This window comes from uncultured Treponema sp., from assembly GCF_934725225.1.
Lineage (GTDB): Bacteria > Spirochaetota > Spirochaetia > Treponematales > Treponemataceae > Treponema_D.
Genome location: NZ_CAKVAM010000001.1, coordinates 36,080 through 53,831 on the forward strand (window position 1 = coordinate 36,080; position 17,752 = coordinate 53,831).

Genomic DNA, 17,752 nt, shown 5'->3' on the forward strand with positions numbered 1-17,752 from the left:
TTGGCATTTAGTTTTTTATATTATTGATGAAAAAAATCCGTGTATTTATTTCCTGCCTGATTGTCTTGGTGAGCTTTACAGGATTTGGATGCGCACAAAATAATTCTCTGCAAAAAAAGTATGGACAGGATTCCGCATATTTTATGGCGCTTCTTTCTCTTGAAAACGGAAACGAGCGTCAGGCGGAACATCTTTTAAAGCAAGCTGAAAAAAAAGCGTCTCCTTTAATTGCAAGACGTTCAATGGAAAAACTTTCGCAGCTTGGAAACGTTCAGGAACGCATAAATAGAAGTTACAGTTTATACAAAAAATTTCCAGATGAAGAAACAAAACTTGCAGCCGCAAAAGAATTTTTTAAGAACAAAGAATATGCAAGAGTAATCCGGCTCACAGAAAAAATTGATTTAAAAAACTGCCTGAATGAAACCGCATACTACAGACTTTCTTCAATGCAGAAAAAAAACGACTCAAGATTCAGCAAAGAATTTTTTGAGTGGTGCGTATCAAGAACATTTTCTGATTTGCATTACAAGCTTTTTTGCGAAACATTCAAATCCGAAGAAACGGAAGAATCAAAAGTTATCCAGCTACGTGCCGATGTTTTTACAAAAAATTATGTCGCCGCATATTCAAATGCAAAGTCAATTCTTGAAAACAAAAAATTTCTTTTGCCGCAAATTCTAAGCGATTCAGGAAAAGCATTTTTGTACGGCTCAAACAATTTTTTTTCAAACGCGCTTTACCTTGATTCCATAAAAAAGAATTTGCCGGACGACTGCAAATTTTACGCAGACTTTTATTCAGGACGGCTTTACGACAAGGCAGATTCCTACAAAACAAGAGCCTTAAACCGGTTTGTTTTTGCAATGCAAGAATCTTTGTCAGACGGAAATTTTGACAACGCGCTTTGGTATTATTTGAATTGCCTTTTAAAAATTTCAGTTCCAAGAACAATCGATGCAATTGCTCAATATAAAAACGAATGGAAAAATCCTTCTTACTTTGATGATTTTTTTGAAACGCTTTCTGTGCGGCTTCTTTCGCTTCATGCTTGGAACGATTTTTTTAAAACCGCAGATTTAATTTACGGAAAAGCAAGCCCGGAAATTTCTGCAAAATATTCATATATTTCCGCCCGGCTCATTCAGGAAAATTTCATCAAGCCTTCAAAAGAAAAATCAGAAGAAGAACAACGGCTTTTTTCGCAGGCACTTCAAAGCGGAAGCGATTTATACTACAGATTTCTTGCGATAAAAAATTTGAAGCTGGACAAAACAAAAGCAGAAGAAATTATTTTTTCAGTGGGAAACAAAAAGGAAATTCAGTCGGATTCACAAGCTGAAAAACTTTTGCTTGGCTATGCGGACTTCGGACTTAAAGAATTTATTTATCCTGAATACCAAAAGCTTCAAGAAAAAATCGGAATGGAATGCGCGGAAAAAATTGCAGAGTTTTTAAGCCAGTGCGGAAAAGAACAAGAAAGCATCCGCATTGCTTCCCGAAGGTTGTTTTCAAAAGACAAGCCATTTCAAAAAAAACTTCTGGAACTTTCATTTCCGCAGTATTTTAAAGAGAGCGTTCAAAAGTCTTGTCAGGATTTTTCGCAGCCAGAATATCTTCTTTACGGATTAATCAGAAGCGAAAGTTTTTTTAATCCGAATGCAAAAAGCAACGCGGGCGCAAAAGGTCTTACGCAGCTCATGGAAGGAACTGCCGCAGATGTCGCACGAAAATTAAAAGTTGCGCAATTCGATTTAATGGACAGCGCGACAAATATAAGGTTCGGCTCATTTTATCTTGAAGAACTTAGACGCAGACTTGACGGCTCTTCTATCCTTGCAATTTTTTCTTACAACGGCGGAATTTCAAGAGTGCGTTCCTGGGTAAAAAGCGCGAACCTTGAATTCGGAACTTCAGCCTTGCCAAAGGATTTATTTTTAGAGGCGATTCCATTTTCTGAAACGAGAGAATACGGACGCAAAGTTGTTTCCGCAGCGGCGATGTACGGCTATCTTTATTACGGACTAAGCACATCGCAAGTTGTTGAAGAAATTATGAAATGAAACTAGAATACATTTCGCTTTTAGAAAATTCTAAAACTTTTTATTCTTTTTAATTTTATAAACGGAGACAAAATTATGACTGACCCGTTTGCACAAGTTCTGCCGCAGGCTTTTCATTTTTCACATTTGCAGGGAACACAGTTTGTTCTTTTGCTCGGAATCATCATGTTCTTTGGCGCGCTCGGCGGACGCATTTTTCAAAAGCTGAAAATTCCGCAAGTCGTAGGATATATTGTAATCGGAATTTTAATCGGCTCTTCCGGCTTTCAAATTCTGCGGATTGAAACAATAATCGCACTGAATCCAATAAACACAATCGCGCTTTCTTTGATAGGATTTTTAATCGGCGCAGAACTAAAAATCGATGTAATAAAAAAATACGGCAAGCAGTTCATTGGAATTTTAATCGGCGAATCTGTAACTCCATTTTTTGTCGTAGGATTTTTTGTCACTTTGATTGCATACATTTTTATGAAAGATTTAAAAATCGCAATTTCCTTTGGACTGATTCTTGGAGCAATATGTTCCGCAACAGCTCCGGCGGCAACAACTGATGTTTTAAAAGAATACAGAACGCGCGGACCTTTAACAACAACAATTCTTGGAATTGTCGCAATGGATGACGCAGTCGCGCTGATTTTGTACGCAGTCGCATCTACGGTTGTTTCACCTTTGCTTGGCGGACAAGGTCAGTCATTCGGAATGCAAATGCTGAACATTGCAAAAGATATTTTTGGTTCTATTATAGCCGGAAGCATTTTTGGCGCGCTTGTAACTTTTGTTGTAAAAAATCTTATGAAAGATGAAGGCAGAGTTCTTTCATTCGGACTTGGAGGACTTTTTCTTTCAACAGGAGTCTGCACAATTTTAGGGCTTGACAATATTCTTGCCGCAATGTCTCTTGGATTTTTTATGGTGAATTTCGCACCTGCAAAAACACGCCCGATATTCAGCCTTGTTGAAAAATTCACGCCGCCAATTTATGTTTTATTCTTTGTGCTTGTTGGCGCAAAACTGAATATTTGGGTTGTTACTCCAGTCTTGGGAATTCTCGCGATTATCTATGTCGCAGGAAGGACTTTAGGAAAATCCATAGGCGCACGTCTTGGCGCAAAAATAACAAAAGCTCCGCAGACAGTCCACGATTTTCTGCCATGGTGTCTTTTAAGCCAGGCCGGTGTTGCAATCGGACTCAGCATTGCAGCCAGCAACGACTTTGAAAATTCAATCGGTCCTTCTATTATATTGATAATCACGGCGACAACTTTTATTGTTCAGCTGATTGGCCCGGTCTGCGTAAAACATGGCGTTACAAAAGCAGGCGAAGTTGGTCTTGCCATAACAGAAGACGACATTTTAAAATCTTCAAAAGTAAAAGATGTTAATTGGGGAAGTGAAAAAATTTGCTGCGCCGAAAGCCACGCAATTGTCAATGAAACAGAAAAAATCTGCCATATACTTAAAAATTTTGAAACTCACCACAACCAGTCATTTGCAGTCGCTTCAACTGAATCTGGAAAACTTTCAGGCATAATCACGCTTGAGCATTTAAAAGAAACGCTTATGATTGGAGAGTTTGCGGACACACTTCTTGCCGTTGACATCATGGACAAGCCTGCTTGCACTTGCAGCCCTGAAGATTCGCTTCCTGATGTTTATAAAAAATTCAGCGATGCAGACACGGAATCACTTCCGATTGTAGACAACGATGGAAAGCCTCTTGGCATTATGGAAAAATTCGCCGTTGACCATTATCTTCACACAAGAATCCTTGAAATAAACCGTAAACTTGAAAACATGGCATAAAATCAAAAAAGTGAATCATTGCATAAATCTGCCAAATTTTGTATCTTTAGAAAAATAAAATTTTAGAGGTAGAAATGGCAGACGAAGCTCTCATTGCAAAAGTAAAAGAAACTTTGGAAGCATTCCGACCGCAGCTTAACGCAGATGGCGGCGACATGGAATTTATAAATATCGATGATGAAAATAAAGTTCATCTAAAACTCACCGGGGCTTGCGGCTCATGTCCTATGGCAACAATGACTCTTAAAATGGGAATCGAACGCTACTTAAAAGAAACCTGCCCCGAAATTTCCGAAGTTGTACAGGATTAAGCAATGACAGTTGAAAACGACAAATATGTTTCTATCCATTATGTATTGAAAAATGATGAAGGAGCAGTTCTCGATTCTTCCACTGAAAAAACTTTGGATTATGTTCATGGACGCGGCTACCTTTTGCCTAAGCTGGAAGAGCAGTTAGCAGGAAAAAATCCCGGAGACAAATTCAGCGTAATTCTTGAACCGAAAGACGGCTACGGAGAATATAGAAAAGAACTTGTTACAGATGTTGACCGCTCAAATTTTGAAGATGGAGTTCCTATTGAAGTCGGAATGGCTTTTCAGGCGATGACTGCTTCTGGCCCGCAAATTGTGCGCGTTACAAAAATCAGCGACAACAAAATAACAGTTGACGCAAACCACGAGCTTGCAGGAACACGGCTTCATTTTGAAGTTGAAATTGCAGACGTGCGCAATGCTACAGAAGAAGAACTGAATCCACCATCTTGTGGCTGCGGCGGAAATTGCGGTGGCGGCTGTGGAGGCGAATGTTCTGACGGAGGCTGCGGCAACTGCGGTGGAAATTGCGGCTGCGAAAACTAAACTTTAGAAGAAACAGTTTCGATTATTTTTCTAGCGTTCGCTTCTTTTGAAGAGCCGGACATATCAATAACAACATCGGCCAGCTGTTCATAAATAAGTTCACGTTCAATAAAAAAGTCATGGAAAATTTTTTTTGCATCGGCTATTGAACGTGGATTTTTTTTTGCAATAAAAGCAGGAACATTCAAAAGCGTTCCGTCTTGAGCAACAGAAATTTCCCGCAAAACACGGAAGCTTGCAATTCTTTCTGGAGTCTTTAAAAAAACAAAAGTTCCGATTTTTTTTAAAACATCAAGAGCTTTTTTATTTGTGCAGATTCCGCCGCCAGTCGCTATAACTGCATTTTTTTCAGCGGAAGAATTTATTTTTTCCTGCAAAAATGAGCAGGCCTTTTCTTCAGCTTCCTGAAAACCTTCATTTCCAAATTCTGTATAAATCTGCCGCGGAGTTTTTCCTGTCATTTCAAAAATCACATCGTCCGTGTCAAAAAACGGCACTGAAAGTTTTTTGCTTATTATGCGTCCTTGCGTTGATTTTCCGCAGTGCTTAATGCCCATTAAAATTATGCTCAATTTTTCATCCCCGGTAAATTAAAAAAATTGCTGGAACTTTATTTATAGGCGGCTCATTTGATTTTTTCCATTCAGCCACAGAAAGCGTCCTGATAAATTCCTGTTCAGTTGTAAGACCTGCGACAACACAAACTCGGGTTTCATTCCGGCACGAATTCAAAATCGATTCCAGCATTTTTAAATTTCTGTACGGAGCTTCTATAAAAAGCTGAGTCTGTTTTTCGTTCCAAGCGCGATTTTCAAGTTGCCTTATTTTTGCGGCGCGTTCATTCGGCTTAACAGGAAGATAGCCGTTAAATGCAAAACTCTGGCCGTTCAGTCCGCTTGCCATCACAGCCATAATCATCGAAGACGGTCCGGAAAGCGGAACAACTTTTAAATTTTTTTTCTGCGCCATTTCAACAATAGCAGCTCCGGGGTCGGCAACAGCAGGACAACCAGCTTCTGAAATAATTCCCATCGGAAGTTTTTTCTTCAAAAGCGGATCAAGATAATTTGAAATTTTTGCAAGGTCTGAATGTTCGTTAAGCTCAAGAAATTCCAGCGAATCAATGTCAATCGATGAATCAGCAAGCTTTAAAAATCGGATTGCGGAACGTCGGTTTTCAACAATGAAATTTTTTATTCCGCGGATAATTTTTTTGTTATATTCAGGCAGAACTTTTTGATATTCAGTTTCGCCCAAAGTTACAGGAATAAGATAAAGCGCAGGCTCAATTTTTTCCATTGCAAATCACCGTGTAAAAATTGAAATAAAACTTGCGCCGCCAATAAAAGTTCCAATGCTGCTTCCAATTGAAGACAAAAAGAAAACAAGCAGAACGCGAAGAATTCTATTTTTATAAAAACCTTTCACGCTCGAAGCATCAGCCTGCAAATTTTCCATATCTTCAACTGCCGGCTTTTTTACAAGAGCCTGAACAATTCCAGAAACAAATCCAATTCCAATAAACGGACAAAGCGAAGTGAACGGCGCGCCAACAGCAGAAACTAAAATTGCAAGAATGTGTCCGCCCGCAACAGCCGCACCAATAGCCGCAAGAATTCCATTCCACAAAACCCAGCTTCCAATCAAGTCCGCGCCTTTTTCAATTCCGCCAACAACAAAGCCAGCAACTATAAGTCCCAGAATCAAAATCGGAATTATCCAAGAAGCAACTTTTGCTCCAGCTGATTTTTCTGGAACTTTTTCAATTGCGCTCACATCAGGAATTTCTTTTCCAGATGCAATTTTTTCAAGATGAGAAGAAACTCCCGGCAAATGACCTGCTCCCAAAACTGCAAGAATATTTTTTTGCGGACAAGACCAAATTTTTGAAGCAAGGTAAAAATCGCGCTCGTCAATCAGAACTTCTTTTACAGCCGGAAGATAAGCCGAAAGCTCCTGCATCATTGTATCCATTTCGCTGGACTGCTTTAAATTTTCAATTTCAGTTTCCGAAACTTCTTCCTTGGAAAAAGCAGTGGCAATAAGCAACGAAAGCAGCTTGCATTTTCCCATGAAAGAATTTTTTGCCCAGGCACGGCGCAACGTAACTGTTACAGGGCGGTCAACCATTATCTGCGGAATTCCAAGCTCCTTGGCTTTTTTAATTGCCGCCGCCATTTCGTCTCCGGGCTTTATTCCGGCATCTTCTCCCATTCGTTTTTGATACGCTGAAAGGACAATGTTCGCAAGCAAAAGGAATCCCTGCTTTTTCTTGAGGATTTCAATTATGTCCATTTTTTTCCAGGACTCTTTATCCTCCATATTTTTCAAGCGGTTTTCATCAAGCTCGATTGCAACAGAATCCGGCTTCTGTTCTTCAATTGCATTTTCAACTTCCGAAATGCTGGCTTTTGAAACGTGCGCTGTTCCAATGAGAATAAATTTTCTTCCATTAAGTTCAAGGATTTTTTGTGTTGACTTGTTTTCTTCCATAAAAAATTATTTTAAAGGAACTTTTCCTTTTGTTCTCCATTCTGCCAAACGAAATTCAAAAAACATCGGGCTGTTCATGCTGACAACCTTTGCGTAATATTCATTGGCAAGTTCTGTTCCACCAAACATATCATAAAAAAGCGCAAGATAATAGTACATTTTTCCCTGCAAATTTCTGTTTGTCATTGCGGAAATTCTCTGCGGCAAAGGACGCTCGCCCGCCCTGTCATGGAAAACCCGGAGCATAGAATATTCGATTGTGTTTCTGTCCATTTTTCTAAGAACCTGATTGCTGAAATTTTTTGCTTCAGTTCCGTTGCCTTCCTTGTAATAACAGTAAGTAATCATCAGCGGATAAGAAATATTATTCTTGTTGGAATCATAGCATTTCATAAAAGCTTCACGCGCAGTTGTCCAGTTTTCTTCATGAAGGGCAAGAATTCCAAGGCTTTCGTAAGCAAAATAATAATTTGGATTCAGCTCAATGACTTTTTTGTAATCTTCCATCGCCTTTGCAAAAATGTCCTGCTCGTCATAAAGCCCTGCCCGGTATGCGTAAGCTAAAAAATAATCCGGCTCAATTTCGATTGCCTTTGTCCAGGCAGCTTCCGCATTCTTGTAATGCCCAAGATAACGCTCGTACATTCCGTAATCCAGGTTGCATTCATAGTTTTCAGAGTCTGTATCGAGCGCCTGTTTTGCATAGTCAGAAGCGATTTTGTATTCATTTGCGGCGTAGGCAAGTTTTCCTAAATACAAAAAAGACTGAGTGTTTTTCGGGTCAATCTCAAGAATTTTTTTGAAAGTCTTTTCAGCCTCGTCATCATTTTCAAGATAGTAGTCGCATTGTCCGGCTCCGCGCAAAGCATCAATATTTTCTGGCTCGCGAAGTAAAGCTCTTTTATAATAAATTTTTGCCTGCTTGTAGTTTTTCTTTAAAAACATATCTTCGCCAAGCTCCACATTCGCCGCGGAATTCAGCTTGTCTTTTGCCAAAAGCGAATTGATTTGTTTTGTGCGCTCGGCAGTGTCGCCTTTCATTTTTGCAATTGTAACCGCAAGGGAAGCAACGTCATCATTCTGCGGATCGCGCTGTGAAAGCTCATTGCAAAGAGCCTGCGCTTCATCAAGATTTTCCGCGCTCACATTTATCGCAGCCTTTAAAAAAAGCAAATCAAAATCGTCCGCATATTTTGCCGGAAGCTTAGTTTCATAAAGGGAAAGAGCCGCTTCTGGTCCGTCTTTGTTCAAAACAGACTTCAAATCTTCCATAAAATCAGTTTTGGAATATTCAGCTTTTTTCTTTGTCTCTGATTTCTTTTCAGTTTCAGCAGTTTGAGCCGGCTCTACAGTTTTTTCAGTTGAAGCGCAAGAAGAAAGCCCCATGCTCAAAATAACAGCAACCGCCACAACAAGAACAACCGCAGCCAAAAGCTCCGTCAACGTAGTTTTTACCGAACTTTTCATAATTCCTCATATTCCAGAATGCTTATTGCCTTTTACAATTTTTAAATATAAAATAGCAAAGTTATGCGTAAACATCCTGTAAGAAAGTTTTTTGGACTTACACTCCTTTATTCAACTATTATTGTCGGCATTTTTGTTATTCAATTTAAGTCCAACTCTGTATTTTCAAAATCTTTGGGAGACTTGAATTTTTCAATTTCCCAGATTCAAACGGAAAACAACGGGACAAGTTTAAAAAATCAGATAAAAGTATCTTTTAAAGGCATTACGTTTTCAGCGGATGACAAAAATCCAGTAACTGCAAAAGATTCCAGCGGAAATTTAAAGCCGCTTTTTCTTGAATCCTATGAAGAGTTAGCTGATTCCGTGGAATTTTCGTTTACAGGCGGCGCGCACATAATGTTCCGGCAAATTCAGGATGAAGAAAATTCAACTGCGCTTTCAATTCTTGCAATTCCGCCTAAAAACTGCACGGAAATTTTTCTTCCATATAAAATTGCGCAAACTTACAGCACGGAAAATGTTTCGCCGGCAAATATTCTTGTAACTTCAAAAGACGGAATTTTCAGTTTTACATCGCACGGATTCAGCGCGGAAAAAATCGCGTTTACAAAAACAGATTCCGCGGCGCAATATTCGCATTACAATCCCACAAAAAAATTCACATTTGATCTTGTTGCCGGCCTTAAAGGAACTAGCGACAACGAAATCAAAGAACTTACAACAAAAATCCGCTACAGCCTTGTTGAAAAAATTCAGTCCGTATTGGCGCAGGCAAAAATCGACTCGCTTTCGGAAACAGACATCACGGCTTACGTTGCGGAACTCGCTTCACAAGGAAAATACAATCAGGCAATCGATTCAATTCCAGATTCGTTCAAAAAAGGAAACAAGCGCACTTACATTTCGTCTCCATATTTTGACAATCTTGTTTCAATGAGCCGAAGCCTTTCAGTTCAAACTGAAAAATATGCGTCGCTTGTGCAGTCAAATTCGGCGGAAGTTTTCACAGTTGAAGGAATTTCCGATTACATTTTGCGTGAAAAAAAATCTTCAGCAATAAAAAATCTCATAGAAACTGTTTCAAAGGCAACCGGATTTTCGCCGTTTCAGGCAGCCGGAATTATAAGCGTCTACACGAATTTAAAAAGCAAAGATTCCGCGCTTGTTCAGCCGCTTGAAGCCGTAATAGAAACTTGCGTAAATTCCATTCAGGAAAACTGCAAAATTGAAAACGGAATTCTAAAAGTTCAAAAAGACGCGGAAAATTCAATGGACATTTACGAAACGGTTTTTACTGGAGACGCTTTGCAAAAACTTGGAAATTTGCAAGGAAATAAAATTCTGGCTCAAGCCGGAAACCTGATGATTTATTCAAGCCTTTCTGGAACGGACACAAGCATAAGGACAATCGCAAACATTTATCCTATTATAGTAAGAAATAATTATTTTTATCCGCACACAGAAATTCTTGGCTGGTACGGAAGCACTTGCGTTTGGGCTTGGACTTGCGCAAAATCGATTTTTTACACGCAGGAACCGGCAAACACAGCAAATATTTTTATAGATTTCCCGTTGTCTTTGACGCATTACATTATGCTGAACGGAATTCCTAATTTCCACGGAAAAATTGAAATCCAGAGCCAAATGTTCAGAACTGATCCGCGCTTTGAAACTTACAATTCATCCGGCTATGTTTACCAGAATTCTTCACGCTCGCTGTTTATAAAATCGCGCCATAAGTCAAAAATGGAGCTTATAAGGCTTTTCTATGATGGACCGAGAACTTTTGAGACAACCGCAGATTTGTCAAAAGTTCCGCAACTGCCAAAACCGCCAGCACCAGAGCCTAAAAAAGCAGAGCCACAAGCGCAAAATTCAGTTTCCGCAGAAGAAACTCCAGCGGAAATTTCAAATTCTGAAAACGCCACGACAAATTCAGCTTTTGAAGAACAGTAAAAATTAAAAAGATTCTCGCAACAAGCGCAGGAACAACAAAAAAATGTCAAGCCGTTGCTATGTTCGACACGGCAATCTTATTTTTCCCGGCTTGAAATCAAAGCGAAAAAAAACAAATTTTTTCACTATTTTTTGTCATTTTAAAGAAATATGTGCTATAATTACTCAAAATGCCGTTACATCAACTTTTGAAAAAAAGCAGCAGGAGCAATTGTGAACAAACGTGATTTCCCAAAAATCCACTTTTACGATCAGGATTTTGTAGATATTTATGATAAAACTTGGAACTGGCTTTCTGAATATTGGATTAACACAGAAACAGGCGAGCAAGACAGCGAAGGACTTTTTGTTTATCCTGTAAATGGAAAATATATATTAGATCAGCTTGAAACAATTTTTTCATCATTTTTCCTTGTTTACTCAAATAGAAATTATCCGGCAAGCAAAAACATAGATTATTTTTACGCGCGTCAAGAAGAAAACGGAGCAATCAGATGGAAATATGACGCAGCAACAAACAGCCCTATTATCGACAAAAAAAATCCAGAGGGAATTGGACTTCCGCTTTTTGCCTGGGCTGAATTCAATTTGTATCACAAAAGCGCAAACAAACGCCGCATAAAAGAAGTAATGCCGGTGCTGCAAAAATACATGGAATGGATTGACAGAACTTTCAAGCAGCAAAACGGACTTTATTCAGTTCCGCATGAATGCTCAACAATGTTCAATTCTCCGCGGAAAGGCGCATTTTATCCGGTTGATTTCAACTGCTGCATGGCAATCAATATGGCGCACATGTCAGCTCTTGGCGACATTCTGAATGACAAGGATTTGAGCTTTCAGTATAAAAAAATGTATTTCAGCTTAAAAACCAGAATAAACAGCCTCATGTGGGATGTGGAAAGCGGTTTTTACTACGATTTGGACAAAAACGAGCAGCGTCTTTCGCAAAAAACTATAGCCGGATTCTGGCCGTTGCTTGCGGAGCTTCCGAATGCAGACAGAGCAGACACCCTCATTGCGCATTTAAGCAATCCAAAAACGTTCGGCACAGACCATCCGTTTCCTACTTTAAGCGCGGACAGCCCGGACTTCAAGGAAAACGGCGAAGGATTCAAAGGCTCTGTTTTGGCGCCGTTCAACTTCATGGTTATAAAGGGACTTGAAAAATACCAGCGTTACGCATTTGCACGCGAATGTTCAATCCGGCACTTGTATTATATTCTCGAAGCATTAAGCCCTGCGGATTCAAAGCGGAAAGGCGACTTGTACGAAGCTTATCTTCCGTGCCAAGAAGGTCCTGCAACTTGCCGAAGCGAAAAAGATTTTCCACGCAAACGTTTTTTGCATTTTACCGGACTTTCAACAGTTGCGCTCATGATTGAAAACGTAATCGGCCTGAACATAAGCCTTCCAAGAAAAACTGTAGACTGGATTATTCCGAACCTTGAAATCATGGGAATTGAAAAGCTTTCATTAAAGCGGAATCTTATTACAATTCTCAGCAACAAAAGCAAACGTGGCTGGGAAATTCAGATGGAAAGCGAAAAACTCTACTATTTTACAATCAATATTTTGGATCAAAAGAAAAAAACGCTTCCTATTCCAAGCGGAAAATGCTCAATGCTTATCGACAAGCTGTAACAAATTCCGCCCTGAATGTTTTTAGAGCTAAAAAATGCAAAATAGTTTTTGGAAAACGCTGAATTTAACAGCAAATTAACACAAATCAAAGCGTTTCTAAAAATTAATGGAATAAGGTAATTTTTAAATGAACACACCTCAAGCTGTAATTGAGATTGGCTCAACAGGAATAAGGCTTCTTGTTGCTGAACCAGTTGAAGTCCAATCGCAGAAAAAATTTAATATTCTCGACCGAAGCGATCAGCCTGTAAATTTGGGACGCGATGTTTTTACCACACGCTCAATAAGCCGCGAAACTCTTTTAATCTGCCTTCATATTCTTGAACGCTACGCAGAGCAGTTGGCAGCCTGGGGAATCAGCCGGGAAGAAACAATTGTAATTGCCACAAGCGCAGTCCGCGAGGCAGAAAACAGAGATCCATTCGTTGACCGCATAAAAGTAAAAACAGGTTTTATTGTCCACGTAATCGACGGAATTGAAGAAAACAGACTCATGTATCTTGCCGTAAGCGAATGTATAAAAGAAGGAAGCGTTGCAATCCGGCAAAACGATTCGATTTTCCTTGACATTTCAGGCGGCGCAACAGAAATGATGCTCATGGAAAAAGGCAGAATCATCGGAGCGCACAGCATGAGGCTTGGAACTGTAATCATTGAGCAGATGATTCATTCCATGATGGGAAACCTCGACGATGCTAGAAGATTCATTTCAGAATTTATACGCAACACAAAAAATACGCTGAACGCAGAAATAAATTTGGACAAAATCCAGCAGTTTATTGTTCTTGGCAACGACATGAAAATTGTTTCGCTTTTTGTCGGAAAGCCGATTTCGCCGTTTTTGTGGGAAGTTGAGCGCGGCGCATTTGAAAATTTCGTGGATGAAGTTCAGCATTACACGCCCGAAGAATGCATCGCAAAATTCAAAATGAGCTACAATGAAGCTCAGACATTTCAAATTTCCTTGGTTGCCTACAAACTTTTCATTCAGCTTACAAATGTAACAAAATTTATTGTTCCAGATACTTCAATCCGCGAAGGAATTCTTTTAAGCCGGAATCAGCTTTCAAATCCTGAAATTCAAAATGACTTTACTCAGCAAATTTTGGCGGGGGCAAGAGCGATTTTAAAAAAATATCAGGGCGACGAAAACCATGCTGAATACGTACGCAAAACCAGCCTTCAAATTTACGATGCGCTCCAAAAAGAACTTGGCTTTGATTCACACGTCCGCGTTCTTCTTGAAATAAGCGCGATTCTTCACGACGTTGGAATGTTTATCAGGGCGGAAGATCACAATATCCACGGAAAATATATTGTAAACAACAGCGAAATTTTCGGACTGAACCGAGATGACAAATCAATTGTTGCGCAGATAATAAGTTTTCACCGCGGAAGCAAAATGCCGCAGGAAGATGAAGAGTTCAGGCTTTTGTCTAGAAGCAGAAGAATGACCGTTTTAAAGCTAAGCGCAATTCTACGTGTAGCAGACGCATTGGACAGAACGCATAAACAGCATTTGTACAACTTCAACATTTCTTTTGCAAAAGACAGCATTACGTTCAGAACAAAAGGACACAACAACCTTTCCTTGGAAAAACTTGCCGTTTCAGAAAAAGGCGACTTGTTTGAAAATATTTTTGGCTACAAAATAGTATTGGTATAGCTTATGGCAAAGACAAAATTTTTTAACAGAGAATTAAGCTGGATTGAATTCAATGCAAGAGTTCTAAATGAATCATTAAGAAAAGAAGTTCCGCTTTTGGAACGGCTTCGATTCCTTGCAATTACAGAAAGCAACTTTGATGAATTTTTTCAAGTAAGAGTCGCAAGCATAAAACGCCGCCTTCAAAATTCCCAAGGAAAAAACTTTGCTGATTCAAGCGGACTGACTGATTCCGCTGTGCTTAAAAAAATTTCAGAAAAAACACGCGCGCTTATAAAACTGCAATATTCAACGCTTATGAACGATGTCTTGCCGTCTCTTGCAAATGAAGGCTTTGTTTACGTTCCTTCAAAAAACTACACGCAGGCGCAGGAAGCATTTGCAGAAAATCTTTTCAAGCATGAAATTTTTCCGCTTTTAACGCCATTAAGAACTGACACAGATGTTTTTCCTCATGTTGGCGCGCTTTGCCTGACCGCGGCATTTCTTCTTGAGCCAATGGAAGGCGTTAGAAAAATCAAAAATGCGCTTTCAACTTCGCAGGAATCAGATATTGTTGCGCTGGTTCAAATTCCGTCGGCAATAAACAGAATTGTGTGGCTTCCGTCTTCTGGAGGAACAAAACAGTTTGCGCTGATTGACGACATAATCCGGCTTTACGGAACAAAACTTTTTCCGGGCTACAAAGTTCAGGAAACAATGCTTTTTAAAATAGCACGGGACGCGGATTTTGCAGTAAACGAAGATTCCGGGGAACATTTTATTCAGGCGATGGAAGAAGTTCTTGAAAAACGCCAGTCCTCGTTCGCTGTAAGAATGACTTACGATTTTGCAAGCGAAAAACTTTTGAAATTTTTAAAACAACAACTTAAGCTTTCAAATGAAGATGTTTACGAAGCCTGCGGAATTCTTGACCCTTCATCTTTGGACGAGCTTTTTAACATTGAAGGCGCGGAAAAATACATTTATCCTGAATGGGAGCATTTCTTTCCGAATTCACTTCCGGAAGAAGGAACTTACTGGAACGTTTTCAGGCAACAGGACATTCTTTTAAATGTTCCTTACGAAAGCTATGAGCCAGTTGTGAATTTCATACATCAGGCGGCGCACGACGAGCAGGTTCTTGCAATAAAAATGACCTTGTACAGAACAGGAAGCAACAGCCCGATTGTAAAAGCGTTAAAAGAAGCCGCGCAAAACGGAAAGCAAGTTACGGTTTTCGTTGAATTGAAAGCTCGCTTTGATGAAAAACGAAATATTTCCTGGGCAGAAGAACTTGAAAAAGCAGGCGCAATTGTTGTCTACGGAATTGTAAATTTAAAAGTCCACGCAAAAATCTGCCTTGTTGTAAGACGCGAAAGCGATGGAATCCGGCGTTATGCGCACATAGGAACTGGAAACTACAATCCAAAAACCGCAAAACTTTATCAAGATTTGTCAGTTTTTACAACAAACCACGAGCTTGTAAACGACGCAACTTTGTTCTTCAATGTAATTTCAGGATACAGCGCGCTTCAGACAATGCATCATCTTTACATGGCGCCAGTAACTTTAAAAAGCCGGCTTCTTGAACTTATCGAGCGGGAAATTCAGCAAAGCACAAAAGAAACTCCGGGACACATTGTTGCAAAAATGAACAGCCTTTGCCATCCGCAGATAATCGAAGCGCTTTACAAGGCAAGCAATGCAGGCGTAAAAATAGAACTCAACATCCGCGGAATCTGCACATTAGTTCCCGGAGTAAAAGGCATGAGCGAAAACATAAAAGTTGTAAGCATCGTGGACAGATACCTTGAACATTCAAGAATTTTTTATTTCCAGAACGGCGGCTCTGAAGAAATTTATTTAAGCAGCGCGGACTGGATGGAAAGAAACCTTGACAAGCGAATTGAACTCATGTTCCCAATTTCTGACAAAAAAGTTTTTAAAACAGTTAAAGAAATTTTGTTTTTGTATTTCCAAGACAACACGCACAGCCACATTTTGCAAAAGACAGGACTTTGGAAACAACTTTCTCCAGAAAAAAATGAGCAGGCAGTTCGTGTTCAGGAAGTTCTTTATAAAAAATACAAGAAAAAAGCTGATATAAAAAAGAATACGCCGCGCGCAGAATTTACTGTACGCCGTAAATGAAAAAAATATCGCTTTAAACTGAAATTCTGTCATTCCCGCACTTGTTGCGGGAATCTATTGCTGCATAAAAAAAGCTGCCCATTTTTTGGACAGCCTTTTGCATTTTAAACAAACTTATTTTTATCTTTCGCGGAAAATAATACGGCCGCGGTTCAAATCATAAGGCGAAAGTTCCACTTTTACACTGTCGCCAGGAACAATACGGATATAGTGCTTGCGCATTTTTCCGCTAAGATGTCCCAAAATAATATGGCCATTTTTTAATTCAACACGGAACATTGTGTTAGGCAATGCTTCTTTTACAATTCCTTCAACTTCTATAGCCTCGTCTTTACTAGCCACAATTCCTCCAAAAAAATGTTTGCCTTTTTGACAAAATATTCGTATACTATTATGAACAAAACATTTAAGACTGTCAACATCAAACATTGAAATCAAAGGCAGTTTTACAGGGGAAGGCTCAAATGAAAAAAGAATTTGTAGATAAACAGAAAAAAAAGTTAATCGCAGAAAGAAATGAAATCCTTGATTCGCTTGCAGGACGCAACGAGCAGCTCACAAAGCTTGTTGACACATTGGAATCCGGCGATGACGTAGATATTGCATCCGACACGATTGACAGAACTCTTCTTAATTCGCTCGGAGAAGCTGACCAGCGCAGGCTCACAATGATTGACAGAGCATTGGACAGAATCCGGCAGGAAACTTACGGACAGTGCTTGTCATGCGGAAAACAAATTCCAGAAGCCCGTCTTGAAGCTCTTCCTTATGCAGTTCTTTGCGTAGAATGCCAGGCAAAAGAAGAGCGCAAAAACCGCTAGCAAATTTTTTGACTTTTTAAAGATCCGTCTTCATAGTACGAAAGTTCTGTGTAGCCGGATTTTTTTATGTACTCAACAGCCTCATCAAACCACCAGTCAATTCCAGAAGCAGAATGCGCGTCAGAAGTTATTGTAACAGAAATGTTCCGTTCTTTTAAAAGCGACAAAAAATATGGCGATGGATACGGAAGTTCCATTCCGCTTCTTAAAATTCCGCCGGTATTCACTTCAACGCAAACTCCAGCCTTTGCCGCCGCTTTTGCAACTTCCTTAAGCTCATTTTTATACCACTGCGAATTTTCGTCAAAAAGATTTCTTCCGCCCAAATTTTGCTTTCTAATCAAATCCGCATGGCCAAGAAATGTAAATGAAGACTTTCCAAGCATTTCGCGTTCTAAAGAAAAATATTCCTGAACAGCTTTTTTAACGTTTCCGCCAAAACATTCTTTTATTTTTTCACAAACTGAATCTTGGTTTCCGTCAGCTTCAAAAAATCCTTTTTTTCCGGGAACAAAATGCACAGAGCCAATCAGAAAGTCGGGATTAAATTTTTCATAGTTCTTAAAATCTGGGCTGCAAACTCCAGCGATATAGTCCGCCTCAAAGCCTGCGTAAATTTTTATTTTGCCGGAATACTTTTCCTTAAGGCGCAAAATTTCTTTTATATATTCTTCGTGAGAATTGGACGGAATGTGCCAGTCGCTTGAAAACGGATACATCGAATGGCTTGAAAATCCCAAAATGTCTATTTTTTTTTCGATTGCGGCTTCAACCATTTCTTCGGGAGTGTTTTTTCCGTCGCAAAAAGTTGAGTGCGTGTGAAAATTCGACTTTATCATA

General features: G+C 39.5%; 15 protein-coding genes. 9 read left to right on the forward strand and 6 right to left on the reverse strand.

Features of this window, described 5'->3' with window-relative positions; translation table 11 throughout:
* The first annotated feature begins 26 nt into the window (after window positions 1-26).
* From Q0H92_RS00210 to Q0H92_RS00225, 4 genes are all read left to right on the forward strand, one after another.
* Window positions 27-2,063 (forward strand): transglycosylase SLT domain-containing protein, encoded by a 2,037-nt coding sequence (locus tag Q0H92_RS00210; RefSeq protein WP_296010332.1) that lies wholly within the window; start codon window positions 27-29, stop codon window positions 2,061-2,063.
* Between the two features lie 75 nt (window positions 2,064-2,138).
* Entirely contained in the window at window positions 2,139-3,869 is a 1,731-nt protein-coding gene (locus tag Q0H92_RS00215; RefSeq protein ID WP_296010334.1) for a cation:proton antiporter, read from the forward strand.
* Between the two features lie 74 nt (window positions 3,870-3,943).
* Window positions 3,944-4,180: a NifU family protein gene (locus Q0H92_RS00220; protein WP_273353452.1), complete on the forward strand. Its 237-nt coding sequence runs from the start codon at window positions 3,944-3,946 to the stop codon at window positions 4,178-4,180.
* A gap of 3 nt (window positions 4,181-4,183) precedes the next feature.
* Window positions 4,184-4,729, forward strand: a complete 546-nt coding sequence (locus Q0H92_RS00225) for a peptidylprolyl isomerase (RefSeq protein WP_296010338.1) — start codon at window positions 4,184-4,186, stop codon at window positions 4,727-4,729.
* Here Q0H92_RS00225 and Q0H92_RS00230 read toward each other — a convergent pair.
* The 4 genes from Q0H92_RS00230 to Q0H92_RS00245 are packed head-to-tail and all read right to left on the reverse strand — an operon-like array spanning window position 4,726 to window position 8,689.
* On the reverse strand, window positions 4,726-5,301 hold the full coding sequence (locus Q0H92_RS00230; protein WP_296010341.1) for a shikimate kinase: 576 nt from the start codon (window positions 5,299-5,301) through the stop codon (window positions 4,726-4,728). The two genes, Q0H92_RS00225 and Q0H92_RS00230, sit on opposite strands and share 4 nt — an antisense overlap.
* Before the next feature lie 4 nt (window positions 5,302-5,305).
* Complete coding sequence (locus Q0H92_RS00235; RefSeq protein WP_296010345.1) at window positions 5,306-6,028, reverse strand: SAM-dependent methyltransferase; 723 nt, start codon at window positions 6,026-6,028, stop codon at window positions 5,306-5,308.
* A gap of 6 nt (window positions 6,029-6,034) precedes the next feature.
* On the reverse strand, window positions 6,035-7,222 hold the full coding sequence (locus Q0H92_RS00240; protein WP_295795474.1) for a TraB/GumN family protein: 1,188 nt from the start codon (window positions 7,220-7,222) through the stop codon (window positions 6,035-6,037).
* Window positions 7,223-7,228: 6 nt separating this feature from the next.
* Window positions 7,229-8,689, reverse strand: a complete 1,461-nt coding sequence (locus Q0H92_RS00245) for a tetratricopeptide repeat protein (RefSeq protein ID WP_296010348.1) — start codon at window positions 8,687-8,689, stop codon at window positions 7,229-7,231.
* A gap of 63 nt (window positions 8,690-8,752) precedes the next feature.
* On the opposite strand from Q0H92_RS00245, the gene Q0H92_RS00250 reads away from it, so the two are divergent.
* From Q0H92_RS00250 to ppk1, 4 genes are all read left to right on the forward strand, one after another.
* On the forward strand, window positions 8,753-10,648 hold the full coding sequence (locus Q0H92_RS00250) for a hypothetical protein (RefSeq protein WP_296010350.1): 1,896 nt from the start codon (window positions 8,753-8,755) through the stop codon (window positions 10,646-10,648).
* Window positions 10,649-10,861: 213 nt separating this feature from the next.
* Window positions 10,862-12,292 (forward strand): trehalase family glycosidase, encoded by a 1,431-nt coding sequence (locus Q0H92_RS00255; RefSeq protein WP_296010352.1) that lies wholly within the window; start codon window positions 10,862-10,864, stop codon window positions 12,290-12,292.
* A 127-nt stretch (window positions 12,293-12,419) separates the two neighbouring features.
* The gene (locus Q0H92_RS00260) at window positions 12,420-13,958 is read left to right on the forward strand and encodes an HD domain-containing protein (RefSeq protein ID WP_295795480.1); all 1,539 of its coding nucleotides are present in this window, start codon (window positions 12,420-12,422) and stop codon (window positions 13,956-13,958) included.
* A gap of 3 nt (window positions 13,959-13,961) precedes the next feature.
* Window positions 13,962-16,091, forward strand: coding sequence for a polyphosphate kinase 1 (gene ppk1 / locus Q0H92_RS00265; protein ID WP_296010354.1), 2,130 nt, complete (start codon window positions 13,962-13,964; stop codon window positions 16,089-16,091).
* Between the two features lie 120 nt (window positions 16,092-16,211).
* Here the strand turns inward: ppk1 and infA are convergent, their stop codons facing one another.
* Window positions 16,212-16,433 carry a translation initiation factor IF-1 gene (gene infA / locus Q0H92_RS00270; RefSeq protein ID WP_013702528.1) on the reverse strand — a complete coding sequence of 74 codons (222 nt, stop codon included), beginning with the start codon at window positions 16,431-16,433 and terminating at the stop codon, window positions 16,212-16,214.
* A 122-nt stretch (window positions 16,434-16,555) separates the two neighbouring features.
* Here infA and Q0H92_RS00275 point away from each other — a divergent pair, with 122 nt between their 5' ends.
* Entirely contained in the window at window positions 16,556-16,912 is a 357-nt protein-coding gene (locus Q0H92_RS00275; RefSeq protein ID WP_013702529.1) for a TraR/DksA family transcriptional regulator, read from the forward strand.
* Here the strand turns inward: Q0H92_RS00275 and Q0H92_RS00280 are convergent.
* The gene (locus tag Q0H92_RS00280; protein WP_296010356.1) at window positions 16,909-17,751 is read right to left on the reverse strand and encodes a histidinol-phosphatase; all 843 of its coding nucleotides are present in this window, start codon (window positions 17,749-17,751) and stop codon (window positions 16,909-16,911) included. The two genes, Q0H92_RS00275 and Q0H92_RS00280, sit on opposite strands and share 4 nt — an antisense overlap.
* Window position 17,752 lies beyond the last annotated feature (1 nt).